Origin of the sequence: Streptomyces celluloflavus (genome assembly GCA_000720995.1) — a bacterium.
Taxonomy (GTDB): domain Bacteria; phylum Actinomycetota; class Actinomycetes; order Streptomycetales; family Streptomycetaceae; genus Streptomyces; species Streptomyces celluloflavus.
The window spans coordinates 126219-150279 of record JOEL01000005.1 but is presented as its reverse complement, the minus strand read 5'-3'; the positions used below and the strand labels follow the sequence as shown (position 1 = coordinate 150279).

General features: G+C 73.2%; 18 protein-coding genes and 1 tRNA gene. 10 read left to right on the top strand and 9 right to left on the bottom strand.

Features of this window, described 5'->3' with window-relative positions; translation table 11 throughout:
• Window positions 1-74 precede the first annotated feature (74 nt).
• Together IH09_RS07350 and IH09_RS07345 are read right to left on the bottom strand one after the other, a co-directional pair.
• The gene (locus IH09_RS07350) at window positions 75-674 is read right to left on the bottom strand and encodes a cysteine dioxygenase (protein WP_052855276.1); all 600 of its coding nucleotides are present in this window, start codon (window positions 672-674) and stop codon (window positions 75-77) included.
• Between the two features lie 486 nt (window positions 675-1160).
• The gene (locus IH09_RS07345) at window positions 1161-2042 is read right to left on the bottom strand and encodes an SCO6745 family protein (RefSeq protein ID WP_052855275.1); all 882 of its coding nucleotides are present in this window, start codon (window positions 2040-2042) and stop codon (window positions 1161-1163) included.
• Between the two features lie 283 nt (window positions 2043-2325).
• On the opposite strand from IH09_RS07345, the gene IH09_RS07340 reads away from it, so the two are divergent.
• Window positions 2326-3543, top strand: a complete 1218-nt coding sequence (locus IH09_RS07340) for an FAD-dependent monooxygenase (RefSeq protein WP_110952128.1) — start codon at window positions 2326-2328, stop codon at window positions 3541-3543.
• 40 nt (window positions 3544-3583) lie between these two features.
• Here IH09_RS07340 and IH09_RS07335 read toward each other — a convergent pair whose 3' ends face one another.
• The 4 genes from IH09_RS07335 to IH09_RS07320 all read right to left on the bottom strand — a co-directional run bounded on the left by IH09_RS07335 (window position 3584) and on the right by IH09_RS07320 (window position 9107).
• The gene (locus tag IH09_RS07335; RefSeq protein WP_052855273.1) at window positions 3584-4366 is read right to left on the bottom strand and encodes an SDR family NAD(P)-dependent oxidoreductase; all 783 of its coding nucleotides are present in this window, start codon (window positions 4364-4366) and stop codon (window positions 3584-3586) included.
• Window positions 4367-4923: 557 nt separating this feature from the next.
• Window positions 4924-6300 (bottom strand): MFS transporter, encoded by a 1377-nt coding sequence (locus IH09_RS07330; protein ID WP_131124578.1) that lies wholly within the window; start codon window positions 6298-6300, stop codon window positions 4924-4926.
• A gap of 102 nt (window positions 6301-6402) precedes the next feature.
• A complete protein-coding gene (locus IH09_RS07325; RefSeq protein ID WP_052855271.1) occupies window positions 6403-7824 on the bottom strand; it encodes an aldehyde dehydrogenase family protein in 1422 nt (473 codons plus the stop codon).
• 32 nt (window positions 7825-7856) lie between these two features.
• Window positions 7857-9107 (bottom strand): cytochrome P450, encoded by a 1251-nt coding sequence (locus tag IH09_RS07320; RefSeq protein ID WP_052855270.1) that lies wholly within the window; start codon window positions 9105-9107, stop codon window positions 7857-7859.
• Between the two features lie 867 nt (window positions 9108-9974).
• On the opposite strand from IH09_RS07320, the gene IH09_RS07315 reads away from it, so the two are divergent.
• The 7 genes from IH09_RS07315 to mdlC are packed head-to-tail and all read left to right on the top strand — an operon-like array spanning window position 9975 to window position 17398.
• On the top strand, window positions 9975-11297 hold the full coding sequence (locus IH09_RS07315) for a Rieske 2Fe-2S domain-containing protein (protein WP_190233229.1): 1323 nt from the start codon (window positions 9975-9977) through the stop codon (window positions 11295-11297).
• Window positions 11294-11881 (top strand): aromatic-ring-hydroxylating dioxygenase subunit beta, encoded by a 588-nt coding sequence (locus IH09_RS07310; RefSeq protein ID WP_052855268.1) that lies wholly within the window; start codon window positions 11294-11296, stop codon window positions 11879-11881. The genes IH09_RS07315 and IH09_RS07310 overlap by 4 nt, the downstream gene beginning before the upstream one ends.
• Window positions 11856-12110 carry a hypothetical protein gene (locus IH09_RS07305; RefSeq protein ID WP_190233228.1) on the top strand — a complete coding sequence of 85 codons (255 nt, stop codon included), beginning with the start codon at window positions 11856-11858 and terminating at the stop codon, window positions 12108-12110. Before IH09_RS07310 ends, IH09_RS07305 begins: the two co-directional genes overlap by 26 nt.
• Window positions 12107-12973 (top strand): FAD binding domain-containing protein, encoded by an 867-nt coding sequence (locus IH09_RS07300; RefSeq protein ID WP_052855266.1) that lies wholly within the window; start codon window positions 12107-12109, stop codon window positions 12971-12973. Before IH09_RS07305 ends, IH09_RS07300 begins: the two co-directional genes overlap by 4 nt.
• Window positions 12970-13434, top strand: coding sequence for a (2Fe-2S)-binding protein (locus IH09_RS07295; protein WP_052855265.1), 465 nt, complete (start codon window positions 12970-12972; stop codon window positions 13432-13434). Before IH09_RS07300 ends, IH09_RS07295 begins: the two co-directional genes overlap by 4 nt.
• Window positions 13431-15818 carry a molybdopterin cofactor-binding domain-containing protein gene (locus tag IH09_RS07290; protein WP_052855264.1) on the top strand — a complete coding sequence of 796 codons (2388 nt, stop codon included), beginning with the start codon at window positions 13431-13433 and terminating at the stop codon, window positions 15816-15818. Before IH09_RS07295 ends, IH09_RS07290 begins: the two co-directional genes overlap by 4 nt.
• Entirely contained in the window at window positions 15815-17398 is a 1584-nt protein-coding gene (gene mdlC / locus IH09_RS07285; RefSeq protein WP_052855263.1) for a benzoylformate decarboxylase, read from the top strand. The genes IH09_RS07290 and mdlC overlap by 4 nt, the downstream gene beginning before the upstream one ends.
• 8 nt (window positions 17399-17406) lie before the next feature.
• Here the strand turns inward: mdlC and IH09_RS07280 are convergent, their stop codons facing one another.
• The 3 genes from IH09_RS07280 to IH09_RS07270 all read right to left on the bottom strand — a co-directional run bounded on the left by IH09_RS07280 (window position 17407) and on the right by IH09_RS07270 (window position 21981).
• Window positions 17407-18231, bottom strand: a complete 825-nt coding sequence (locus IH09_RS07280; RefSeq protein WP_318279400.1) for an SDR family oxidoreductase — start codon at window positions 18229-18231, stop codon at window positions 17407-17409.
• Between the two features lie 16 nt (window positions 18232-18247).
• Entirely contained in the window at window positions 18248-19162 is a 915-nt protein-coding gene (locus tag IH09_RS07275) for a VOC family protein (RefSeq protein WP_052855261.1), read from the bottom strand.
• Window positions 19163-19677: 515 nt separating this feature from the next.
• Window positions 19678-21981, bottom strand: coding sequence for a M20/M25/M40 family metallo-hydrolase (locus tag IH09_RS07270; protein WP_052855260.1), 2304 nt, complete (start codon window positions 21979-21981; stop codon window positions 19678-19680).
• Window positions 21982-22403: 422 nt separating this feature from the next.
• Between IH09_RS07270 and IH09_RS07265 the strand changes: the two genes are divergently transcribed.
• A tRNA-OTHER gene (locus tag IH09_RS07265) sits at window positions 22404-22475 on the top strand.
• Between the two features lie 450 nt (window positions 22476-22925).
• Complete coding sequence (locus IH09_RS07260) at window positions 22926-24002, top strand: GNAT family N-acetyltransferase (protein WP_052855259.1); 1077 nt, start codon at window positions 22926-22928, stop codon at window positions 24000-24002.
• Window positions 24003-24061: the final 59 nt, after the last annotated feature.

Here is a 24061-nt window from a genome sequence, read left to right as displayed (position 1 = left end):
CGCTACCCTTTTCTGTGGGACCGGGCGCGCACGGGGGCGTGGCGTGCTCCGGTGGCCGGGGCGGGCCGGCGGGATCAGGAACGGGCGCTCGTGGGCATCTGGCGTCCGACGCCCCACGCGTCGAACCACAGCCGGGTTTCGGCCGTGCGGAAGGCGCCGCCCGGCGCTGCCTCGTACTGCCGGTAGCGGTGGATCGCGGTGAGGTAGACGTGGACGGTGGCCGCCCAGTGCGCCTTCTCGTTGACCATCAGGTGCAGTTGTTTGTCGTCCTCGGGCAGGATCGGGGTGATCCGGCCGGGTGCGATGGTGAACTCGCCGGCCTCGGTGAGCCGGACCCACTCCCCCTCGTGCCGGGTGACGACGTACTTGATCTCCCGCGTCTCGCCGGTGAGCGCGCTGACCGCGCCGATGGTGTCGTCGTGGTCATGTATGGGGCTCCCCTTGCCTGGGCCCCAGAACACGAGGACGACCTGGTAGGCGTCCTGGGGGGAGTTCAGCAGCAGCCGCGTGTAGTTCCCGCTCGGGTGGTACTCCTCGGCGAAGTGCTGGTTCGGCGTCGAGGTGGTGAACTCCGCGAGCGCGCCGGAGAGCTGATCGATGGTCTCTTCGCGGGTGAGCTCGTCTGCCTTGTTCTTGATCCGTGAGACCGCATCGATGAGTGCCGTGACGTCCATGGGTCACTTCCACTGGGGTAGTCGTATGGCGAGGTGCGGGAGCGCGGGTGGGCGCGCCGGCGGTGGCGGCGCGCCCCGGTCCGCCGGAGCGTCTCCGTTCGCCCGCGGCGGGGCGGGCGGACCGCGCGCGGGCGTTCACCGGTCGCGCGCCCGGCGGAGGAGGGATCGGCGAGGTGCTCCGCGGTGTGGTCGCGGCGTGGCGGGTCTGCTGCGGTCTTCGGCGTGTGCACGGCGGTCGGGACGGGGCCCGGCTCCCCGTCCCGCGTGGGGCGGCGCGGGTCCGGATGGCGGTCCGGACACGGCGCCCGCGGCGGGACGGGGACGGGGCGTGCGCCCACGCGGGCGCTCACCGCACGGTTGCCGGGCTCGTCGGCGGCGGGCGGGGGTGTGGGAGGGGCGCCTGGCGGGCGGCGCGGGTTTCTCCTTCCGGTCTGCACCGGGGCCGGCGGGATCCACCGGTGCGCGGGGCGGTGGTGGGTGCGCGGCTCACCCCTGGGCGGGCCGGTCCGCCGTGTCGTTGTGCGGCAGTTCCCCGGAGGCGGCGACGACGTCGCGCAGCGGCTCGCACAGGGCGATGAGCCGTTCGGCGCGTTCGGCTCCCAGGGCGCGGTAGGGAGGGGCCGCGGCGGCATCCGTCGCGTCCTCGATCCGGGAGCGCAGCCGGGTGCCCGCCTCGGTCAGCCGTCCGGCGGCGTCCAGCAGGCCCGCTGCGGTGAGGGCGGTCACCTCGGCGTCCCAGTCCGCTTCGGACCAGTCGCGGTGCTCGCGGACCTGCTGGGCGCTGAAGAGGCTTTTCCCGGTGGCGCAATCGGTGACCAGCGCCGCTATGGCGCCGACGCCGTGGCCGACCAGCGCGGCGATGTGGCCGTCGCCCCGGTGCTCGCGCAGCAGGGTGAGGGCGTGCCAGAGCGCCAGGTGGGGTTCCTGGGGCCAGGGCAGTTCGGCGTGCGCGGCGTACAGGGGCCGGCCCTCGGGGGCGCATGCCTCGGCGGCAACTCGGGCGAGCCCGGCCGCCTCGGCGACCTCCGGGCTCTTGACCGCCTCGTCGCCCAGGACGCGGCGCAGTGCGCGGTCCACGGCGGTCAGGCGGGCCTCGGTCACGCGCTCGGGTGCGGCCAGGTCCCATGCCGCGGGCAGGTAGCGGGCGATGAGGGCGGGGTTGAAGTTGTAGAGCAGGGCCGCCACCGCGGCGGACGAGGTGCGGCCCAGGGCGGCGACGCGGCCGGCGAAGTACCCCATGTGCCCCGGCTCGAGTCCCGCGGAGGTGAACTCCTCATCGGCCTCGGGCGCGAAATAGCAGAGCAAATGTACGGGGTCCCCCGCCTGATGACATCGCGAGGCGATTAAGGGGATCGAATCACTGATCATGATTTTATGCTAGGGCGGTCCGTCGAAGGGTGTCAACGCCCATTGAAGGGTTCGGCGGCTTTGACAAGAATCGATGCGATGCGCGTAATGTGCGAGCAGGCGGGTAACTATGATCGAACACTGGCTTGCTTCATGGGCGTGATTCAGCCGCCGTGATTCAGCCGCATGACGAAACCGGCCGATAATCCGGATCTAGGCCCCTGCGATGCGATTGCCACGCGCCTCTTGACCGCCTGTGAGCTGCACAAATACCGAGGTGTGGGCCGTCGCCGCAGAGAAGTGGATGTGTTTTGTGAACCCCGGCGAAATGGGCACGGGAAATGATCTTTACGACGTGGTAATCGTGGGCGCGCGATGCGCCGGTGCTTCACTGGGAATGCTGTTGGCCCAGCGTGGCTATGCGGTGGAAATGGTTGACCGAAACGCCGCGGGAAGCGACACGGTATCCACTCATTGGATTAGATGGCCGGGTGTTCAGCAGCTCCGCGCATGGGGTCTTCTCCCGGCACTGGAGAAAACGGGATGCCCGCCTATCGTCAGCGCCTCGCTCGATTTCGAGGGCCATGTACTGGCGGGCGGACCGATGGCCGCGGGGACACAGGCCGCGACCTACGCACCCCGGCGGACCGCGCTGGACGCACTGCTGGTGGCCGAGGCCCGCGCCCAGGGGGCGCGGCTGCGGGAGCGCTTCGCGGTCACCGGCCTCCTCGTCGCCGACGGCCAGGTCACGGGGGTGCGGGGAACCGGACCGGACGGGCCCGCCGCTCTGCGCGCGCGGGTGGTCGTCGGGGCCGACGGCCGCAATTCGACGGTCGCCCGTCTGGTGAAGTCCCCGGTGGTGGAGGACCGGGGGGTGCTCGCGCGCAGCCTCTACGGCTACTGGTCGGGGGTCGCGGAACGGGGGGTGCGGGTGGTGTTCCGCGGCAGGCGCGGTATCTCCCTGTGGCCGACGAACGACGGTCTCACCGTGGTGTCGCTGGTCTTCCCGCCCGAGGAGGCCCCCGGTCCGGGGCGGTCGGCACTGGCGGAGTTCTACGTGTCCGCGCTGCGGGAGGTGCCGGAGGTCGAACGGGCCCTGGCGGGCGCGGACTTGGTCTCGCAGCCGCAGGCCGCGGCCGTGCGCAATGCCCGCAGGCAGGCGTACGGCCCGGGGTGGGTCCTGGCCGGGGACGCCGGCCACCACAAGGATCCCGTCTCGGCGCAGGGGATTTCCGACGCCTTCGCCGACGCCGAGGTGCTCGCCGACGCCCTCGACGCCGCCCTCTCGGGCTCCGTCGGACTCGACGAGGCGCTGGCGGGCTACGCCGCGGCCCGCGACGCGCAGCGCCTCGATACCTTCAACTACACCTGCGAACAAGCCGAGTTGCGCCCTTTCGGCGCCGAATTCCTCGACGACTTGGCCCAAACCGCCGCCGACGAGCAGGCCGTCGCGGCGTTCGTGAACACCTTCGTCGGCTGTGACGCGCCGTCGGACGCGAGCTGGCTCGGCGAGTCCCACTAGGACCACAGGCCCCTCCGCTTCGTCGCTGGGGTGGGCGGGGTCAGTGCGCGAGCTCCGGGGGCAGCCCCAGGAACAGGCCGCCGCTGACCTCGATGAGCTGCCCGGTGACCCACCTCGCGTCGTCCGAGGCGAGGAACGCGACGACGTCGGCGACATCGGCGGGGGTGCCGATCCGGCCGAGCGCGGTCATGTCGATCATGACCTGCCTGGCCTCCGGCTGCTCCCGCCGAGCCTCGGCGGTCAGATCGGTGTCCACGGCGCCGGGGGCCACGGTGTTCACCGTGATGCCGCGCTCGCCCAGCAGGTGCGCCAGCGTCCGGTTCATCGCCTCCACCGCGGCCTTGGCCATCGTGTAGGCGACGTCCGGCACCGCGACGCGGACCGCCGCGGAGGAGACCGACACCACCCTGCCGCCGTCGGCGAGCAGCGGCAGCGCGCGCTGCACCAGGAAGAAGGGGGCGCGGGCGTTCACCGCGAACAGCCGGTCGAAGATCTCGGGCGTGGTGGCCTCGAAGAATGTCGTGCTGAAGCCCGCGTTGTTGACCAGCACATCGAGCCGGTCCCGGCCGCCGTCGGCGAACCGGGCGCCGGCCTCGGCGAGGAGTTCGTCCACCCCGGCGACCGTCGAGAGGTCGGCGCCGACGGCGAACGCCGCTCCGCCGCGTTCGCGGATGTGCGCCACGGTCGACGTGGCGGCCTGTTCGTCGTGTCCGTAGTGGACGGCCACGCGCGCACCGTTCGCCGCCAGCCGTTCGGCGATACCGCGGCCGATCCCGCGTGAGGAACCGGTGACCAGTGCGGTGCGGCCTGTCAGGTCGGGCATGGTGCTCCCTTGAACGTAGGGCCGGTCCGGGAAGACCGGGAGGGCCGGTCGTGGTGCGGGCGGGAAGGGGGGCCGGTGCGGCGTGGGTCAAGCCGGGGAGACCGGGGCGGCGCAGTCGTCGCCCCACGGGTCCGCCGTCCCGTCGGGGAGGGTGCGGGCCCGGCCGGTGGCGGTCTGGTCCCGGCCGGCTCCGCGCAGGTCCTGTGCGAAGTACCCGGCGGGTCCCGTTGCGTTGATGTTCCCGCCGGCGGGGCGCGGTTCGCCGGCCGTCGCCGGGCGCGGGAGCGCGGTGTCGCCGGCCCCGTCGCGCCCGGCGAGGGCGATCCGGTCACCGGGGGCGAGGGGAAGGCGGCGTCCGGCGGCGGCAGCCGCGCGCCGGCCCGCACCTCGTCGTTCCGTACGGTCGTCATGGGAGGCACTCCGTGAGTTCCTGACGGCAGTCCTGTCTCCTGGTTCGGGGTGAAGTCGCCGGTATGCCCTCGGAGTTGGCGTGCGGGTCATACCGGCGGCCGGCGAGCGGGATGGAGCAGGGAGTGCGTCGTGTTCACGGGCCGGGGTCAGCCCACGGCGGCGCACTCCTCCGCCGGGGCCGTACGGGAGGCGCCCACCGCCGCGGCGGCGCAGACGGCCATGGCCAGCAGGCCCAGTACCGCCATCCCGGCGCCGAACGCCAGGTTCCCGGCGGCGGTGGCGCCCACGAGCACCCCGGCGCCGCTGGTGCCCAGCCCGGCGGCGGTCACATCGCTGATCTGGAGGGCCGACGAGTTGGTGCCCGTCTCGTCCTCGGCGGACTGGTCGAGGACGAGGACGCCGGTGGTGGGGACGCATACGCCCATGCCCAGTCCGCCCACGATCCACAGCAGGTACACCGGCCACCCCGGCGCCCCCGGCAGGCACAGGGCCGCCATGCCCACGAAGCAGCAGGCCAGGGCGGCGAGGCCCCACCGCAGCAGCAAGGGCCTGGCCACCGTGGTGATCCTGCCCTGCGCCTGCGCCCCCGCCCACCAGCCGAGGGCGCCCGCCAGCAGGGGCAGGCCGGAGGCCGCGGTCCCGAAACCGTGGAGCGTGACGAGGGTCAGCGGTACGACGGACTCCACGGCGTAGAACGACCCCGCCAGCAGGCCGCGCACCGCGACCACGGAGGGCACGCCCCGGCGCAGCCGCGTCGAGCCCTGGGGCAGCAGTTCCCGCAGTCCGGCAACCAGCGCCAGCAGCCCCGCTCCCAGCAGGAGTACGGCCAGCGTCGTCCGCCCGGCGACCACGGCGTTGCCGCCCGACTGGAGCACGACGACGCCGATTCCGGCGAGCAGCGCGAACAGGGGCTTGCGGGACCCGCCCGCGCTGGTGCGGCCCGGTGCGGTCGAGGTGCGCAGGACGGGGAGCAGTGTCAGTCCGCCGGCCAGGACCAGCGGTACCAGGCCGAGGAACACCCAGCGCCAGCCGAGGTGCGCGGTGATGGTGCCCGAGACGACCGGTCCGATCAGCGCCGGCAGGACGTAGGCCGCGGAGATGATGGCCAGCGCCTTGGGGCGCAGGTGGGCGGGATAGGCGGTGGCCACGAGCTGGAACACCGCGACCGAGGCCAGCCCGACGCCGATGCCCTGCGCGCCCCGGCCCAGGACGAACACCGCCATGTGCCCGGCGGATCCCGCGGTCAGCAGGCCGAGGGTGAACACGCCGATGCCGGTGAGCAGCGGTGTGCGCTGCCCGACGCGGTCGCACCACTGGCCCGCCACGCCGAGGCCCACCAGGTTCATGACCAGGAAGGCGCTGTAGGGCCAGCCGAAGAAGGCGAGCCCGTCGAGATCGCGCACCACCGCGGGCATCGCGGTGGCGACCGCGATGCCCTCGAACGCGAAAAGGCTGATGGCGACGGCGATGCCGATGCTGGTGAGCCGCCACTGCGGCGCGAAAACGCCGGGGGAACGCTCCATGATCTCCAACCCGTGAAGCTCTGCGGCCGGCCGGAGTCCGCAACCGGTCCGGTGCCGCGCCGGCCGCTCTCGTAGTCCTTGGTGTTCCTGTGCGGCGGCGCGCTACAGGCGGTGCGTCACATGCTTGATCCGCGTGTACGCCTCGAAACCGTACCGTGAGAGGTCTTTGCCGCCGCCGGACTGGCGGAAGCCGCCGTGCGGCAGTTCCGAGGGGAACTGCAGATGGGTGTTCACCCATACGGTACCGAAGTCCAGGTCCCTCGAAAGCCGCATCGCCCTGCGGTGATCGGTGGTCCACACGGCCGAAGCGAGGCCGTACGGTGAGGAGTTGGCGCGGCGCAGGGCGTCGGCCTCATCGGTGCACCGCTCGACGGTGATCACGGGGCCGAAGATCTCCGTGCGGGTGATGGCGTCGTCCTCGCGCACACCGGCGATGACGGTGGGGGCGTAGAAGAACCCCCGTTCACCCACCTGGTGGCCGCCGGTGACGACCTGTGCGTGCGGCGGGAGCGCGCCGATGTTCGCCTGTACGCGTGCCAGGTGTTCGGGGTTGTTCAGCGGTCCGTAGGCGGCGTCGGGCTCCGAGGGCGGGCCGGGGCGGCGGGCGGATGCCTCGGTCACGAGCGCATCCAGCAGCGCGTCGTGCACCGCGTCGGCGACCAGGACCCGGCTGGCGGCGGTGCAGTCCTGCCCGGCGTTGGCGAGTGCTCCGGTGACGATGGTGCGCGCGGCGTCGGCGAGGTCGGCGTCGGCGCAGACGAGGACCGGGGTCTTGCCGCCGAGTTCGAGGTGGGTGCGCTTGAGGGTGGCGGCGGCGCGGGTGGCCACGTCCACCCCGGCGGCGACCGAGCCGGTCAGTGAGACCGCGGCGGGCGCCGGGTGTTCGACCATGAGCCGTCCGGTGGCGGGACCGCCGCAGACCACGTTGAGGACGCCGGGCGGCAGGATCTGCGCGGCGAGGTCGGCCAGCAGGAGCGCCGAGGAGGGGGTGGTCTGCGCGGGCTTGAGCACGACGGTGTTGCCGGCGGCGATCGGCGAGGCGGACTTCAGTACGGCCATCAGCAGCGGGAAGTTCCACGGGGCGATCTGCGCGCAGACTCCCACGGGTTCGCGCCGGGTGTAGGAGGTGTGTTCCGGTGCGTACTCGCCGCCGGCCACGCCGTCGAGCAGCCGCGCGGTGCCGGCGAAGAAGCGCAGTTCGTCGACGACGCCGTCGATCTCGCCGGCGGCGTCCCGGCTTCCGGTGTCGCGGAGTTCGGCCTCGCCGAACGCGGCGGCCTGCGCGGCGACGGCGTCGGCGAGTTCCAGCAGCGCGGCCTGGCGTGCGCCGGGGGTGGTGCGGGACCACGTGTCGAAGGCCGAGGTCGCCGCGCTCATGGCGCGGTCGACGTCCTCGGCCCCGGTACAGGGCACGCTCAGATGGGCTTCGCCGGTACACGGGTCGAGGATGTCGAGGTGCTCGGTGCCGGGGGCGGATGCGACCCGCTCGCCGTTGATGACATTGCGAACAGTGGGTGCTGTCACTGTGGTGTTCCCCTTGTGTCCGGTCCGGGTGGTCAGGCGTCGCCGGTGACCTGGAGCGAGGTGATGCCGTGGAAGCCGAGGTTGTTGTTCCAGTTGTTCTCCTGCGGTGGCACGTGCAGCTCCGGCCACCTGCGGTAGAGGCTGCTCAGTGCGATGCGGGTGGTCTGGCGTACGAGCGGGTCGCCGAAGCACAGGTGCCGGCCGGTGCCGAAGGTGAGGTGCCGGTTGGGCAGCGGCCGGTCCAGGACCAGTTCGTCGGGGCGGTCGAAGACGGCGGGGTCGCGGTTGGCCGACGCCACGTACAGCAGCAGGGGCTGTCCCTTGCGCAGGGGGACGACGGTGCCGTCGGAGGCGGTGTACTCGAAGTCCTCGCCCGCGACGCGTCCGACGAAGGAGACCGGGGTGCACAGGCGCAGGAGTTCTTCGACGGCGGGGCCCGCCGTGGCGGGGTGCAGCAGCAGTTCCCGCTCGGTGGCGGGGACGGCGGTCAGGGCGCGCACGCTGTTGCCGATGAGGTAGCGGATGGAGGCCACGCCCGCGAACAGCAGCAGTGCCGCCTGTGCGACCACGTCGCGCTCGGAGAAGCGGCGGCCGCGTACCTCGGCCTCCCGCAGCTGGTGCAGCAGTCCGCCCTCGGCGCGCGAGCGGCGTGCGTTGTCCTCGGAGGCGAGGAATGCGGCGAGTTGCCGGGTGCTCTCCCTGGTGCGGCGCAGGTGCTCCACCGAGACGGAGGTCGAGCCGAAGAGGTGGGCGATGTCGTCGGTCCAGCGGTTGAGTTCGGCGTGTGCTTCGACGGGGACGCCGAGGACGTCGGCGATCACCATCGCGGGGAGCGGGAAGGCGAACTGCGACATGAGGTCGAAGCCGGTGGGGTCGACCTGGTCGAGCAGTTGGTCGACGAGGCCCTGGATGCGGGGTTCGAGGTACTCGTCGGTGAACGGTACGTAGCCCTTGTTGGCCTGGCGGCGGTTGCGGGTGTGTTCCCTGCCGTCGTGGAACGCCAGCCAGCGGGCGTAGATGTCGAGCATGTCCGCGAACTCCTCGCGCTGTTCGGCGGGGAGGAAGCGCAGCGGGACGGCGGAGCGGGCGTTGGACAGCCGCTCGTCGCGCATCAGGCGTGCGCAGTCGGCGTAGCGGAACATCAGCCAGGTGCCGCCGTAGATCGTTCCGGACAGGTGGGCGGGGCTGCGTTCGCGCATCAGTGCGTAGAAGGAGAACGGGTCCTCGATGTACTGGAACTGGTTGTGGGAGAAGTCTTCGACGGAGACGAGATCGAGTGACATGGCAGGGACTCCCGTGAAGTCGTTGGGAGGTGCGGGGACAGCCGATGTTGTCGGAGTGAGAATCCGTGGCTCTCTCGGTGTCATCGTAAGGTGGCTTTCGGCGGCACCTCAAGATCTCCAGGCTGCATCAGTTTTCCATTCTGGGTTCCGGACGGGAATGTGGATACCGATGCGGCCATTTTTTTCGGCCAGGTGGGGCGGGCTTTCGGACGTGGCCTCGCGCGGTGTGAACGGGGTGTGGGGGCGCCTGGCGGTGATGCCGGGGACGCTGCCGGGTGCGCTGCCGGAATTTCGCGGCGGGGTGCCGGCCGTGGTGAACGGGGGCTGGATATTGCCACCGTAGGGCTTGTTTTTCTGGCTGAATTACAGGTTGTTGCCGTTTCGTGTACGCGGGTCGGCCGGCTGCGGCCGGGGGGCGCCTGCGCACGCGTGGGGTCTTGGCGGGGATGCCTGCTGACCTGGTGGAACGGGCCGGCTGCCCGGCCGTTGCGGGCGGCGCGGGTGGGTGGCGGACGGCCGGCCGTGGGCATTGGCGACGTGTGCTGCGGGCCTTGCGCGCCGAAGTCGCCGTGCGTAGCGTGGTATTGCCACCAGCCGCGATCATCGGTGTGCGCCACTGTCACGGCGTACACCGCGGCTGGTCCACCGACGAGCGGACTTCATGGTCTGGCGGGACCCGGTTTCCTCGTCCGGCAGTGGTTTTTCCCTACGTGGTTGCCCGGTGGGGCCCGCGTGTCTGCCGTGTCCTCACATGCTGTCGCGCGCTGCGGCTTCCGGTGATGGTGGTCTCAGAATGCATGGCGCGGTTTGTGCTGCCGTGAAACTGCCCTCAGGGAGGGATCTTTGCCATTCGGAGTCGATAGTTCAGTGCACACGATCGACCGTCGCGCATTTATCGACAACAGCGTTCTCGATATCGAGTTCGATCGTGTTTTCCATCCGTCCTGGCAATTTCTCGGGTTTGCCGGCGAGGTGCGTGAACCAGGCGATTACGTCGTGCGGATGCTCGGCCGGGACGAGGTCGTCGTCATACGCGGGGAGGACGGTGAGGTACGCGCACTGCACAATTCGTGCACCCATCGGGGCACCCGTCTGTGCCGTGCGAGTCTGGGCAACACCGCGCATCTGCGGTGCAGTTACCACGGGTGGACCTTCGCCAACGACGGCAGGCTGGTCGGGGTGCCCGCGCTCCGGTCGGGCTACCCGCCGGACTTCGACCACGCCGGGCACGGCCTGCCCGCCACGCGGGTGACGAGCCGGCGGGGATTCCTGTTCGCCACCTGGGATCCGCACGCCCCCGATCTGGAGGAGTATCTCGGCGAGATCGCCTGGTACCTCGACGCCCTCCTCGACTGCGGGGGCGGGGAATGGGAGGTCTGCGGCCCGCCGCAGCGGGTGCGCGCCCAGGGCAACTGGAAGATCCCCACGGACAACTTCGCGGGCGACGGCTACCACATGCGGACCACCCACCAGATCGCGCTCGACCAGGGGATCTACGGTGACACGCTGGCCAACGGCACCCGGGGGCGCGCGGGCACCGACCTGACCGCGGTCAACATCGCCACCCCGGCGGGGCACAGCGTGCGCGCGGGCTATGTCATCGACAGCGGGAGCTCCCTGGAGGACCGGGATCTCGCCGCGCCGCAGTTCCCCGGCTATCCGCCCGAGCGGTGGGCCGAACTGGCCGCGGCGCAGACCCCGGAGCAGGTGCGGTTCACCTCGCACTGCGAGGTCGCGCACGGGGTGGTGTTCCCCAACACCGTCTTCCTCAGCGTCGCGCACGACCGCGCGGTGGGCGAGGAGAGCGATCCGCTGACGCGCTATCTGGTGGTCCGCTCCCATGTGCCGGTCAGCGCCCGGGAGACGGAGTGCCTGTACTGGACGCTCGTGCCCACCGCGATGGACCCGCAGTGGCGGCGGCGCTCCTACCGCTTCCAGGCCCGGACCCAGTCGGCGGGCGGGATCCTGTTCGAGATGGACGACTTCGAGAACTTCGCCCGGATCGATGACGCGCTGGCCCGCTCGGCGCCGGGGCGGGGCGGGCCCGTGGACCTGACCCTCGGTGCCGGCCTGGGAACGCCGGCGCGGGATTTCCCGGGCCCCGCGCGGGCCGAGGTCGCCACCCTCAGCGAGCACAACCAGCGGGCCTTCTACCGGCGTTGGTCCGCACTGGTGGGTGAGCTGCCATGACCGACCGGAGCGATCCGCACCCCCCGGCGCGGCCCGCCACCTCCCCCGAGGGTCTGGCCGACGGCCCGTTTCCCGGCCGCGGTGCCCGTCTCGCCCGCCTCGATGCGGAGATCACCGCCGTGCTCACGGAGGAGGGCGCCGCGCTGGACGAGGGCGAGCACCGGCGCTGGCTGGACCTGCTCGATCCCGCGTTCCGCTACGAGATCCCGGTGCCGCTGCTGCGGGAGGACCCCGCGCTGGAACGGCACAGCCGCTCCGCCGTGCTGTTCGAGGCGACCAAGCGGGTGCTGGAGCTGAAGTTCGGCCGGGCCGGTCTGCTCCAGGCGTGGTCGGACCGGCCCGGCACCACGACGCGCCACTTCCTGGGCTCGGTGCGGGTGTTCGACGCGCCCGCCGCCGGGGTGGTGCGTGCCGACGCCAACGTGTTGGTCACCGCCGGCCGGGGGGCCGGGCATACCGTGCTCGTCAGCGCCGCGCGCCACGATCTGCTCCGCGAGCGCCACGGGCGCTGGGTGCTGCTGCGCCGGCGTGTCCTGCTCGATGTGGAGGTCGCCACCCATGAACAACTCTCCGTCATCTTCTGAAGCCGGGCACCGGGAGGACGTGCCGCTGTGCAGGGTCTCGTGCGAGTCGGCGTCGGTCGCCGTCCTGCTGCACCCGACCGGCAACGGCCTGCGGCTGCTGCTGGTGTCCGAGCGCACGGGGCACCGGGCGCTGCTCGACGCCACGGTCCTGGACGCGTTGTGCGCCCTGACCCCGTCGGCGGCCACCGCCCTGGTGCGCGCCGCCGTGCAGGAGGAGGTGCGCCGATGAGCGCGGTGGCGTTCGACTACACCGCGCCCACGACCCTCGACGGCGCCCTGGGCGCGCTGGACGCCCCCGGGCGGACGGTGGCGCTGCTGGCGGGCGGGCAGAGCCTGGTCCCGCTGCTGACCAGCCGTCAGGTGCGGCCGGACGTGGTCGTGGACCTGAACGGGGTCGCCGGTCTCGCGGGGATCGGCATCGGCGCCGACCGGGTCAGGATCGGCGCGATGACCAGGCTGCGCGAGGTGGAACGGCACCGGGGGCTGGCCGCCGCGCTGCCGGTGCTGGCGTCCGCCGCCGCCGCGGTCGCCCACCCGCATATCCGGGTGCGGTCCACGCTGGGCGGTTCGCTGTGCCATGCGGCCCCGGCCGCCGAGCTGCCGGCGGTCGCACTCGCGCTCGGCGCGCAGGTGGTGCTGCGCTCGGCGCGCGGGGTGCGGTCGGTCCCCGCGGGCCGGTTCGCCACCGGTGCGGGGACCACCGTCCGCGCGCCCGACGAGGTGGTGACCGAGATCGTCTTCCCCCGTACCGGCCCCTTCACCTACGAGTTCAGCGAGCTGTGCACGCGCGGCAGTACTGGCTATCCCGTCGCCGGTGTGTGCCTGGGGCTGCGGGCCGACGGCGGTCTCGTCCGGGCCGCGCGGGTGGTGGTGGCCGGGTGCGGCCCGGTCCCCGTCCGCCTGCCGGGCGTGGAGGCCGCGCTGGTGGGCCGGGCCGTCGCCGGGCCGCATCCGGGTCTGGTCGCCTCGGTCGTCGCGGAGGCGACGAGGCCCGGGAGTACCGGGCCCGAGGACCGGGAGTACCGGGCCGAGGTGGCCGGGGTGTTGCTGGTGCGGGCGCTGGCGGCGCGGGCCGGCCGGGAGGGGCGATGAGCGCGCGGACGGTCACGGTGCGGGTCAACGGTGTCGTGCGCACCGAGGAAAGCGAGCACCACACCACCCTGGCCGAACACCTGCGTACCGCGCTGCGGTTGACCGGTACGCACATCGGCTGCGGCAGCGGTGACTGCGGCGCCTGTGTGGTGCTGCTCGACGGTGAGCCGGTCTGCTCCTGCCTGGTGCTCGCGGTGCAGGCCGACGGCCGGGAGGTCACCACGGTCGAGGGCCTCGCGGGCGGTGGCGGCCTGACGCGGGAGCAGCGCGCCCTCATCGAGGAGCACGGGCTCCAGTGCGGATTCTGCACCCCCGGTCTGCTGGTGCGGATGGCGCACGCCGCCGGCCGAGGCGGCGGCGAAGAGGGCGTGCTGGCGGGGCACTTGTGCCGGTGCACCGGCTACGTCGGCATCCGCGCCGCGGTGCGCCGCAGCGCCGGTGACGCGGGGGCCGGCCGGTGACCGGGGAGCACCGCCACATCGGCCGGCCCGTGCCGCCCCGCCACCACGAGCGGCTGGTGCGCGGCGGCGGCCGCTTCCTCGCCGATCTGCGCGCGGCGGACGTGCTGCACGCGGCGTTCGTACGGAGTCCGCTCGCGCACGCCGCCGTTGCCGGCTTCGACGCCACCGCCGCCCGGCGCGATCCGCGCTGCGCCCTGGTGCTGGGCCCCGACGACCTCGCCGGGCGCACGGCGGCGATCCCCACCGTCTGGCGGCTGCCCGGCCAGCCGCAGGAGAGCATCCCCGTCGCCGTGCACACCGCCCGCTACGCCGGGCAGCCGCTGGGTATCGTCGTCGCCCGCACGCCCACCGCGGCCCTGGACCTGGCCGAAGCCGTGCGGCTCGACCTCGCCCCGCTGCCGCCGGTGCCCACGGTCGCCGACGCACTGGCCGAGCACGCTCCGCCCGTCGTGCCGGGCGCGGCGGGCAACGAGGCGGGCCGCATCCGCTTCGGCTCCCCCGCCGAGGAGATCGCCGCGGCCCTCGCGCGCGCGGCGGTGGTCGTGGAGCGCGAGTTCACCCTGCCGCGGGTGCACCACTCCCCCCTGGAGCCGCGGGGTGTGCTGGCCGCGTACGAGGCGGGCACCGGGCTGCTGACCGTGCACGCCAGCAGCCAGTCCCCGCACGCGATGCGCCAGGACCTGTGCGCCGTACTGGGGCTGCGGGCGGACCAGGTACGGGTCATCGCGCCCGATGTGGGCGGTTCGTTCGGCAGCAAGGTCTTCCTCTACCCGGACGAGGCGATGGTGTGCGCGGCGGCGGTCGCGCTGGGCGGCGCGGTGCGCTGGGTGGAGTCCCGCGCGGAGAACTTCACCGGCGCCTACCAGGGCCGGGCCCAGCAGGCCACCGCCCGTCTCGCCGTCAGCGGCGAGGGCCGGTTCCTCGCCTTCGACGCGGACCTCCTCGCGGACCTGGGCGCATACGCGACCCAGGCGGGCGCCGGGCCGCATCAGGTGACCGCCCTGACCCTCCAGGGCCCGTACCACGCGGACGCCGCGGCGGCCACCGTCCGCGGGGTGTACACGACCCGCGTCCCCACCGGCGCCTACCGCGGCTACGGCATGCAGGAGGCGGCGTTCATCCGCGAACGGCTCGTCGACGAGGCCGCCCGCGAACTCGGCCTGTCCCCCGTGGAGTTGCGGCTGCGCAATCTGATCCGGCCGCAGGATCTGCCGCACACCACGCACACCGGGCTGACCTATGACAGCGGTGACTACGGCGCCGTACTGCGCCGGGCCGCCGCGCTGGCCGAACGGCCGCCCCCGCCGGACGACCCGCCGTGGGTGCGCCGGGCCACCGCCGTCGTGGCCGCGGTGGAGATCAGCGCGTTCGCGCCCACGGCGCTGCTGGAGGCGTTCGGGATCGCGTGGAGCGGCTGGGAGGGCGTACGGCTGCGGATCAACCACGACGGGACCGTCACCGTGCACTCCGGGGTGATCGCGGTCGGCCAGGGCATCGAGACCAGCCTGGCGCAGATCGCGGCGGAGGGGCTGGGGGTGCCCCTGGACTGGGTGCGGGTCGAACTCGGGGACACCGACACCGCCCCGCACTCCGACCTGTCCGCGCAGGCCAGCCGGGCGCTGACGCTCGCGGGCGGCGCGCTGGTCATCGCCGCGCGGCAACTCGCCGGCCGGATGCGGGCGCTGGCCGCCGGGTTCCTGAAGGCCGAACCCGAGCAGGTGACCTTGCGGATCGCCGCGACCGCGGACCCCTCGTCCCCGGAGGCGGCCTTCCACGGCGCCGGCGGTGCGCGGATCACCTGGCGCGAGACCGCCCACCGCGGCTACCGGGGATGGGGAAGGGCGCACCGCACCGACCGGATCCGGCTGGAGGAGTCGGTGGACTTCGACCCGCCGCAGCTCACCTTCGCCCACGGCGCGCACGCCGCCGAGGTCGCGGTCGATCTGGGAACCGGCCGCGTCGAGGTGACGGGCTACTGGGCCGTGCACGACAGCGGTGTACTGGTCAACCCGCTGATCGCGCACGGGCAGATCACCGGGGGGATCGCCCAGGGGCTGGGACAGGCGCTCACCGAGGAGGCCAGGGTGGACGGTGCGGGCCTGCCCGTGACCCGGTCGTTCCGCGAGTACACCCTCCCCGCGGCCCAGGACATCCCCGAGGACCTCGTCGTCGAGCACCTGTGCACCCCCAGCACGGTCATTCCCGGCGGTTTCAAGGGACTCGGCGAGGGCGGCGCGATCCTGCCGCCCGCGGCGGTCGCGTGCGCGGTCGCCGCCGCGGTCCCCGAGATCGCACACACCCTCACCTCGCTCCCGCTCACCCCCTCGCGCGTACGCGCGGCGCTGCGGGCGGCGGGCATCACGGCGGAAGGCGGTATCCGATGACCCGGTCGCACGAGACGGAGACGGTACGCGAGGCGGTGTTCGGCCTGCTGCGCGCGGAGGGCATGACCACCGTCTTCGGCAACCCCGGCTCGCTGGAACTGCCCATGCTGCGCGACTTCCCCGACGACTTCCGGTACGTGCTGGGCCTCCAGGAGTCGGTGGTGGTGGCGATGGCGGACGGGTACGCGCAGGCCACCCACCGCCCCGTGCTGGTCAACCTGCACTCGGCGGCCGGGGTGGGCCACGCGATGGGCGCCCTGTTCACCGCGCGCCGCAACCGCACCCCGCTGGTGGTCGTCGCGGGCCAGCAGGCGCGCTCGCTGCTGGAGGGCCACCCCTACCTCCTGTCGGAGGACGCGACCGTGCTGCCGCGCCCGTACGTCAAGCTCAGCCGCGAGCCGGCCCGCGCCGAGGACGTCCCGGCGGCCATCGCCCGCGCCCGGCACCTGGCGACCGCGCCGCCCGCCGGGCCCGTACTCGTCTCCGTCCCGAGCGACGACTGGGACCGCCCGGCCGCACCCGTCGCCATCCGGCGGGCGAGTACCACCGTCGCCGCGGACCCCGCGCTGCTCGCCCGCGCCGGCGAGGCGCTGGCACGCGCCGCCTCGCCCGTGCTGATCGCGGGGTCGGGGGTCGACCGCGAGGGGGCCGTGCCCGATCTGGTGGCGCTGGCCGAGGCGCACCGGGCGCCGGTCTGGGCGGAGCCGATGTCGCACCGCTGCGCCTTCCCCGAACTGCACCCGCTGTTCGCCGGGTTCCTGCCGCCGGTGCGCGAGGACATCGTGCGCACACTGACGGGGCACGACCTGGTGCTGTCGGTGGGCGCGCCGGTGTTCACCTACCACGTCCCGGGCAGCGGCCCGCACCTCCCGCCCGGGGCCGACCTCTACCTGCTCACCGACGATCCCGAGCAGGCGTCCTGGTGCCCGAGCGGCACCGCCGTCATCACCAGCCTGGCGCCCGCGCTGCGGATGCTCGGCGCCCACCCGCCCAAGGGGCCGCGCACCCCGCCGCCGGCCCGCCGCCGCCCCGGGCCGCCCACGCCCGCCGCGAACGGGATCACCCAGGCGCACCTGGTGCACGCCCTGGCCGGGGAGCGCCCCGCGGGGTGCGTCCTGGTCGAGGAGGCCCCCGGCACCCGGCCGGTGATGTGCGAGCACCTGCCCAACCTGGGGCCCGAGACCTTCTACACCACCGCGAGCGGTGCGCTGGGGCACGGAGTTCCCGCGGCGGTCGGTATCGCGCTGGGCAGGCCGGGGACGCGGGTGGTGGCCGTCGTGGGGGACGGCTCCGCCATGTACGCCATCCAGGCGCTGTGGTCGGCCGCCCGGCTGCGCCTGCCGGTCACCGTCATCGTGGTGAACAACGGCCGGTACGCCACGGTGGACGCCTTCGCCGAGCGGTTCGGCATGGCGAAGCCGGTGGGCACGGCGCTCGACGGGCTGGACTTCGCCGCGCTCGCCACCGCCCAGGGGTGCGCGGGCGGCCGGGTCGACGACCCGGCCGCGCTGGTCCCCGCGCTGCGTACCGCGCTCACCGCCTCGGGCCCGTATGTGCTGGAGGTGGTGGTGGACGGGTGAGCCGGGCCCTACCGCACGCTCAGGCCGCCGTCGGGCCGCAGCACCTCGCCGGTCATTCCGGCCGCCGCGGGGGACGCCAGGAGCCGGTAGAGCGGCGCGATCTGCTCGGGGCGCAGCACCACGCCCAGGGGGTTGAGCTCCCGTACCGCCGCGGTGATCTCGTCGGCGCCGGCGAACACGTGGCGGCCGTCCGTGGTGCGCAGCCCGGTCACGACGCCGCCCGGGGCGACGGCGTTGACCCGGACCGCGGGCGCGAGGTCGGCGGCCAGGTGGCGCACCACCCCCAGTGCGGCGTGCTTGGCCGCGGCGTAGGCGATGCCCGCGCCGTTGCCGCGTACGAGGTAGGACGCGTCGGACAGGGTGAAGACCATCGATCCCCCGCTGTCGGTGAGCGGCCCGGCGGCGGCCCGTGCGCCGAGCAGATAGCCGACGACGTCCACGTCGAGGACGTGCCGGGCCACTTCGGCGAGCGCGGCGCCGTCGAGGTCGCGCACCCCGATCCCGCCGTCGTGCACCCCGGCGTTGCCGACGAACAGGTCCAGCCCTCCGAAGCGGGAGTGTGCGAGGTCGACCACCCGGTCGTGCGCGTCGGGGTCGCGGACGTCGCCGGCCACCCACCGCACCCGGTCGCCGTCGCGGTCCTCGGGGATGCCGTGGTCCTCGGGGAGGTCGCGGTCGAGTACCGCGATGCGGTAGCCGTGCGCCGCCAGGTCGGCCACGACGGCGCGGCCGATCCCGGAGGCGCCGCCCGTCACCACGGCGACCGGTTCCCGTGCCGCCCGCCGCCCACCGTCTACGGCCATACCGCCCTCTCCGCCCACTGGTTGCTCCATCGGCCGGTCCTCCCCCTCACACCGGCGGCGGCTGCCACAGGCCCGTGTCCGGGCAGCCCCGCAGCTGGGCCGACACCGCGTCGTCGCGCGGCGACGCCACTCCCCAGGTGTCGCTGGTCTGCGCGTTGCCCGGGTAGACGCGGGGCGTCCACTCGTGGTCGGGATCGATCCGCAGCATTCCTGTGGTGTATTCCGCGACGAAGCTCGATGTCGGTTCCTGGAAGTAGGTGAAAGTGTTCGCACCGACCCCGTGGCGGCCGGGTCCCCACAGTGGTGCGTACCCCTTCCGCACCATGTCACCGGTCGCCCGCATGAATTCGTCGATTCCCCGCAATTCGAATGCGACGTGATTCAGTGAAACGTGCGGTGCGCGGGTGAACGCGAGCAGGTGATGGGTCGTCCCGGCGCGGAGGAATACCATGATGTCCTCCACCCAGTCGCTCACCTTGAGACCGAAAACCGATTGGTAGAACGCCAATGCGGCCGGCAGGTCCGCGGTGTTGAGCACCACGTGGCTGATACCGGTGGGTCTGCTCTCGCCCGGTTCGACGGCCCGGAACGCCCGCGCCGCCACCCCGGAGGACACCTCGACGGTGCGCCCTTCGCAGTCGAGGAACCGGAACCGGTATCCCCCACCCGCATCGGTGCTGGTGGCGGGCGTACTGAGGAGGCGGCCGAGCGGGTGCGCCGCCACCCGTTCGGCGATCTCGTCCACATCGGCGTCGGTGGCCGCGGCCAGGCACAGCAGGTCCACCCGGGGCTCGGCGGTGGCCCGCAGGCGCAGTACGTGACCGTCCTGGCACCCGGCGCCCAGGAACACCCGGTCCGAGTCGGCGCCGACGAGGTCCAATTGCCAGTGCTTCTCGAAGAATTCCCGCGCGGCGCCGATGTCGGGCACACCGAGCGCCACACTCCGGACATGGGTAATCATCAGAACTCCGCCCCCAGTCTCCTATTCGGCGGTTCCCGCAAGACGATACCCGCGGCCCCGGCGAAAAGGGCCGCCTAAATTCCGCCTTTCTCCGCACCGGCGGCGCCCCGCCCATTCTCGAATACCCACCCGAAACGGCCGCCCCACCCGCGGAGAGCGATAGCCACGGAGACCCCGGAACCGCGGGTCCGACCCGGCCCGGAAGGTGTCCGGTGGCGCATCCGGGGCGGTGTGGGTGCGGGACGCTGCGCGGCGCGGCTCCGCCCCGGCTCCCGTCGACAGGGCGTGTACGGGGCGTGGCTGACGGCCCGTCAGTGCCAAGTGCCGCCGGTCAGGACGCCGTCGACGCGACCGGTCCGCCGGTACGGGACGCGCGTGCCGACGCGGAGACGGGTCGCCGGTCCCGCTCGGGCGGGATGCCCAGGTGGCGGGAGACGGTGCCGGGGCCGGCGTACGGCGAGCCGACCGCCGCCGGCACGGACGGATCCGCATGGCCCGGCTTTCGCCTCGTGCCGTCAGAGCCGGAAGGTCCGTACGACGAAGGTCTGACCGGCGACCGAGGGCCAGCTCGCCCAGCTCTGGTCCGCGGTCAGGGCGGGTGCGCCGACGCCGTCGGGCAGGCCGACCGCGGTGGATACCACGCGGAGCGGCAGGGGGCCCTTGCCGCGGGTGCGGATGACGAGGTCGAGGCCGTCGGCGGGCGGGGCGGCGTAGCTGAAGCTCCAGCCCCAGTCGTCCTGCGGGTCCTGGGGTCCGCCGGTGAGCTCGGCGCCTTCGACGGTGGCGTCGAGGATCCGGTGGGCGTGGGTGCCGGCGTAGACGGCGAGGGTGTGGGCGCCGACGGGGGCCTTGATGCGGACCCGGATGGTGCGTACGCCGTCGGCCTCGGTGGTCGAGGTGTTCTCGGTGCGCGGGGCGTCCAGGGTGGCGGCCTTGGCCGGTCCGTTCGCGAGCGCTTCGCCGCCCAGGTCGGGGATGCGGTCGTCGTAGTGCGCCGGCTCGCCGGTGAGCAGCTTGCCGACGGCGGGCTGGGAGGTGTCGCCGGAGCTGACCCAGGTGGCCTTGCCCGTGTCCGTCTCCAGGGCGTATCCGAGGCTGACCGGCCGGGGTTCGTCGGCGCTGTAGTCGTCGAGGGCGGTGCCCACGACCAGGGTGCCCGCGCCTGCCACCGCCACCGCGAGCATCCCGGCGGTGATCTTCCGGCGCGCGGGAAGCGGTTCCAGGAGGCTGAGCAGTACGGCGGTGAGCAGCGCGGCGAGGAGCAGCGGGGCGGCGGTGCGCGTCAGTCCCAGGGCGGGCAGCAGCAGGAGGACGACCGGCAGGAGGAGCGGCACGGCCGGTACCGCGGTCACCGCTGCGGCCACCGCCCGCCATGGGGAGTCGGCGGGCGTGAGCCGCAGCGTCACGGCGACGACGGCCAGTCCGATCAGCGCCGGCCAGGTGAAGAGGTAGGCGCCCCCGGGCAGCAGCACCGCGCAGACCACCGCGAGCAGCGCGAACCAGCCGAGCACCCCCACCACGATGTCCAGCGGTGACGCCGTGCGACGGGCCCAGCGGTACCAGGCGACGAGCAGTACCAGGAGCAGCAGCACCTCGCCCCACGCGTACCGGCCGAGGTGGTAGACGCTGCCCTCGCCGAGCACGAAGTCCGGCCGGACCAGGCTCAGTACCCACCACCCGGCCAGGCCGATCGCCGCCGCGCCGATCAGCGTGAGCGGGAAGGTCGCGGCCGCCCGCCCGGCCCCGCCCGGGGACAGTCCGCGGCGTCGGCCGCACCACAGCAGCAGGGCCACGCCCAGCGCAGCCGCCACGGCGAGCGGCAGGTTCAGCCATGCCGGATACGACACAACCGTGCCGAACAGGGAGAAGTACGTGGCGTCCGAGCCGCTCTCGGCGAGGTCCGCCCCGCCGAGCTGGCGGACCGCGCCGAGTGCCGCCTCTCCCATGTCCTGCACGCTCGCGGCATCGAGCCGGTCGATGCTGTCGTGACCGGTGTGGTAGTGCCCGGAGCCGTCCATGAAGGCGAAGTTGATGCCTCGCATACCGGCCTCGCCGAGGGCGGTCAGGTCGGTGTCGTTGGGCAGGTGATCGTAAAACGCAGCGGAGAACGACGTGGTGAGCGCGCCGGAGGCCCGTACGGCGGGGGTGAGACCGGTGCCCGCCATCTGGAACATCACGGCGGGCCCGGAGGGGCCCCGGCTCTCCAGGTTCACCACGACGGTCCGCTCGGGGTCGGCGGCCCGGTGCGTACCGGCCTCCGCCTCGGCGAACGCCTTCGCGCCGAGCAGCCCTTGCTCCTCGCCGTCGGTGAAGAGGAGTTCGATGTCGTTGCGGTGCTGGGGTCCGGCCTTGAGGACGCGGGCGAGTTCGAGGATCGTGGCGACGCCGGAGCCGTCGTCGGCGGCGCCCGGGGCGATCGGCACGGAGTCGTAGTGGGCGACGAGGAGGACCCGGCCGGTGGATTCCTTGCCGGGGATCGTGGTGTGGATGTTGGCGACGGACCCGAGGAGGGCCGGGCTGTCGTCGTGGGAGGGGACGACCCGGGTCCGGCTCTCGGGCCGCAGCCCCAGCTTCCGCAGCTCACCGACGAGGTACTTGCGTACGTCCGCCTGGGCGGCCGAACCCGCCGGGTGCGGGACCTTCGCGATGCCGTCGAGCCGGGCGAGCGCGCGGGCCGCCGAGAAGTCGCCGGTGGCGGCGGAGGCCGGCCGGGGTTCGGCGGTATGCAGCGGCAGCATGGTCGCGATACCGGTGAACAACAGCAGCAGGAGAACGGCCAGGGCCGGTATCCGTCTGCGCATCGTGGTCAGGACCTGCACGGGTGCACCTCATAGCGGCGGTGGGACGGGGCAGCGCCGGTGCGCGCCGGACCGCCGTGACGGCGGTGATCCGCGGCCCGGCGGTGTGGCGTTCACCGGCGTGGTCGCACGGTCGGAGCCGGTCGGTGTCCGAGAGCGTCCCGGAGAGGATGCGGAGAGGGGGAAGCGTCCGAACCGGTCTCGGCAGACCTGCGGACCGACTTGGCCAGCAGATCTATCAGGGGCTGGCTACGGAAGTCCAGCAATTTGGCTGCGCGCGACCGGCACCCGGCAGCGGCCGCGCCCGGAGCTCCGACGCCTCGCCGAACCGGACCCGGCCCGGGGTTGAAGCTGGGGCTGTCCGCCCAGGCCGCGGGTGGACACCGGCGCCCTCCGGGTCCTGTATGATCATGTACAACTTCGGTGCACAGCACGGGAGTCACGCGTCTGTGGTCCAAGGAAAGACGTCCGCCTGCCGGCGGGAAATGCAGGTGCAAGGCCTGCCGGGCGCTCCACGAAGAAGGTCCCCGCACTCAGCGAGTGCGGGGACCTTCGCCATTTCAGCCGCCCTTTCGCCGCTCCCACCGCCCCCTACGCCGCTCCCACCGCCCCTTCACCGCTCCAGCCGCCGCTGAAGGTCCGCCATGGGGCGGTCATTGCACGGGGCATGGCGGCGCTCACTCCGCACCTCCGGTTGGCTCGACGGGCGGGCGTCCGACCCGTTCGGGGAGCCGGCCCGCCGCGCGTTCGGGATGCGCGGCCACATCTTCCGCCGTATCGCCGTGGGCCTGGATGGCGCCACCCTTGAGGCCCTTGGCGCCCTTGGCGTCGGCGGGATGCGGGACGCCGGATACGGGATGCGGGACGCCGCACGCCGGACTGTCGCCGCAGAAATTCCCCGACCTCGATCTAATGAATCAACTATGATCGTTACAACATCGATCGTTACTCAAAGGAGACCTTCCATGTCGGAGGCCGTTTTCGGCTCGGCCGCGGCCGAGCCGGCTCAGCTCGCCCCACTCAGCGAGCGGATCAGCGCACCGCGCGAGCTCCCGCTTCCCACGGCCGGCGCCGATCTGCACTGGCGCACGGCCGGTCACGCCGACATCCCGATCCTCCATGAACTGATGCGTGCCGCGGGTGCGGTCGATCACCCCACGAGCAGCATCACCCGCCAAGAGATCGAGCTGGCATTCAACGCACCGAACTTCACGCCGGATCGCGACATGATGCTCGCGCTCGACCCGTCCGGTCGCGCCGTCGCCTACGGTGCCGCGACCCTGGACGAGGTGCGGGAGACTCTGGTGCAGGTCTCGCTCGACGGCTGCGTGCATCCGCAGCGGCGCGGCGAGGGCATCGGTACGGCGCTCCTCGCCTGGCAGGAAGCCCGCGGGCGGCAACACCTCGCGGCCTGCGAAGAGACGCTCCCCGGCTGGCTGGTCTCCGGCGCAGAGGAGAGCACCACCGCGACCATCCACCTGCTGCACGCCCACGGATACGAGACGGCGCGGTGGTGGCTGGAGCTCGAACGCGACCTCGCCGACCCGATTCCCGAGATTCCGCTCGACCCCGCGGTGCGGCTGGAGAGCTATGGGCAGCGGTGGACGGAGCCGGCACGGCTGGCGTGCAACGCCGCGTTCCGCGACCACTGGGGGTCCCAGCCCAGCACCGCCAGGGAGTGGGCGGAGGGCGAAACACTGGAGGACTTCCGGCCCGACCTCTCACTCGTCGCGGTCGCTCCCGACGCGAACGGGGTCGACCAGGTCGTCGCGCTCGTCACCAGCTCGGTCACCAAGGAGGACTGGGAGGCGCAGGGCTACTCCTTCGGCTACGTGGGCACCGTGGGCGTGCGCCCCGAGTGGCGGGGCCGGGGGCTCGCCCGCGCCCTCCTCACCCGGGTCCTGCACACATACCGGGACGCGGGCTTCGACAAGGCACTCCTCGACGTCGACTCCGAGAGCCTCACCGGAGCCGTCGGCCTCTACGAACGCCTCGGCTTCCGCACGGTCCGGCGCTCGGTCAGCCTGATCAAGTCCTTCTAGCCGGCGGTCACTTGAGCTGCCGACGGGCGGGGCCGCGGTGCGGGAGCCGGGAGCCGGGG

Coding starts and splice junctions, on each gene's coding strand:
- IH09_RS07335 (WP_052855273.1), bottom strand. CDS start 4,366: ATGCCCGACCTGACAGGCCGCACCGCACTGGTCACCGGTTCCTCACGC.
- IH09_RS07295 (WP_052855265.1), top strand. CDS start 12,970: ATGAGCGCGCGGACGGTCACGGTGCGGGTCAACGGTGTCGTGCGCACC.
- IH09_RS07330 (WP_131124578.1), bottom strand. CDS start 6,300: ATGGAGCGTTCCCCCGGCGTTTTCGCGCCGCAGTGGCGGCTCACCAGC.
- IH09_RS07345 (WP_052855275.1), bottom strand. CDS start 2,042: ATGATCAGTGATTCGATCCCCTTAATCGCCTCGCGATGTCATCAGGCG.
- IH09_RS07340 (WP_110952128.1), top strand. CDS start 2,326: ATGTGTTTTGTGAACCCCGGCGAAATGGGCACGGGAAATGATCTTTAC.
- IH09_RS07350 (WP_052855276.1), bottom strand. CDS start 674: ATGGACGTCACGGCACTCATCGATGCGGTCTCACGGATCAAGAACAAG.
- IH09_RS07320 (WP_052855270.1), bottom strand. CDS start 9,107: ATGTCACTCGATCTCGTCTCCGTCGAAGACTTCTCCCACAACCAGTTC.
- IH09_RS07310 (WP_052855268.1), top strand. CDS start 11,294: ATGACCGACCGGAGCGATCCGCACCCCCCGGCGCGGCCCGCCACCTCC.
- IH09_RS07275 (WP_052855261.1), bottom strand. CDS start 19,162: ATGATTACCCATGTCCGGAGTGTGGCGCTCGGTGTGCCCGACATCGGC.
- IH09_RS07305 (WP_190233228.1), top strand. CDS start 11,856: ATGAACAACTCTCCGTCATCTTCTGAAGCCGGGCACCGGGAGGACGTG.
- IH09_RS07260 (WP_052855259.1), top strand. CDS start 22,926: ATGTCGGAGGCCGTTTTCGGCTCGGCCGCGGCCGAGCCGGCTCAGCTC.
- mdlC (WP_052855263.1), top strand. CDS start 15,815: ATGACCCGGTCGCACGAGACGGAGACGGTACGCGAGGCGGTGTTCGGC.
- IH09_RS07280 (WP_318279400.1), bottom strand. CDS start 18,231: ATGGAGCAACCAGTGGGCGGAGAGGGCGGTATGGCCGTAGACGGTGGG.
- IH09_RS07300 (WP_052855266.1), top strand. CDS start 12,107: ATGAGCGCGGTGGCGTTCGACTACACCGCGCCCACGACCCTCGACGGC.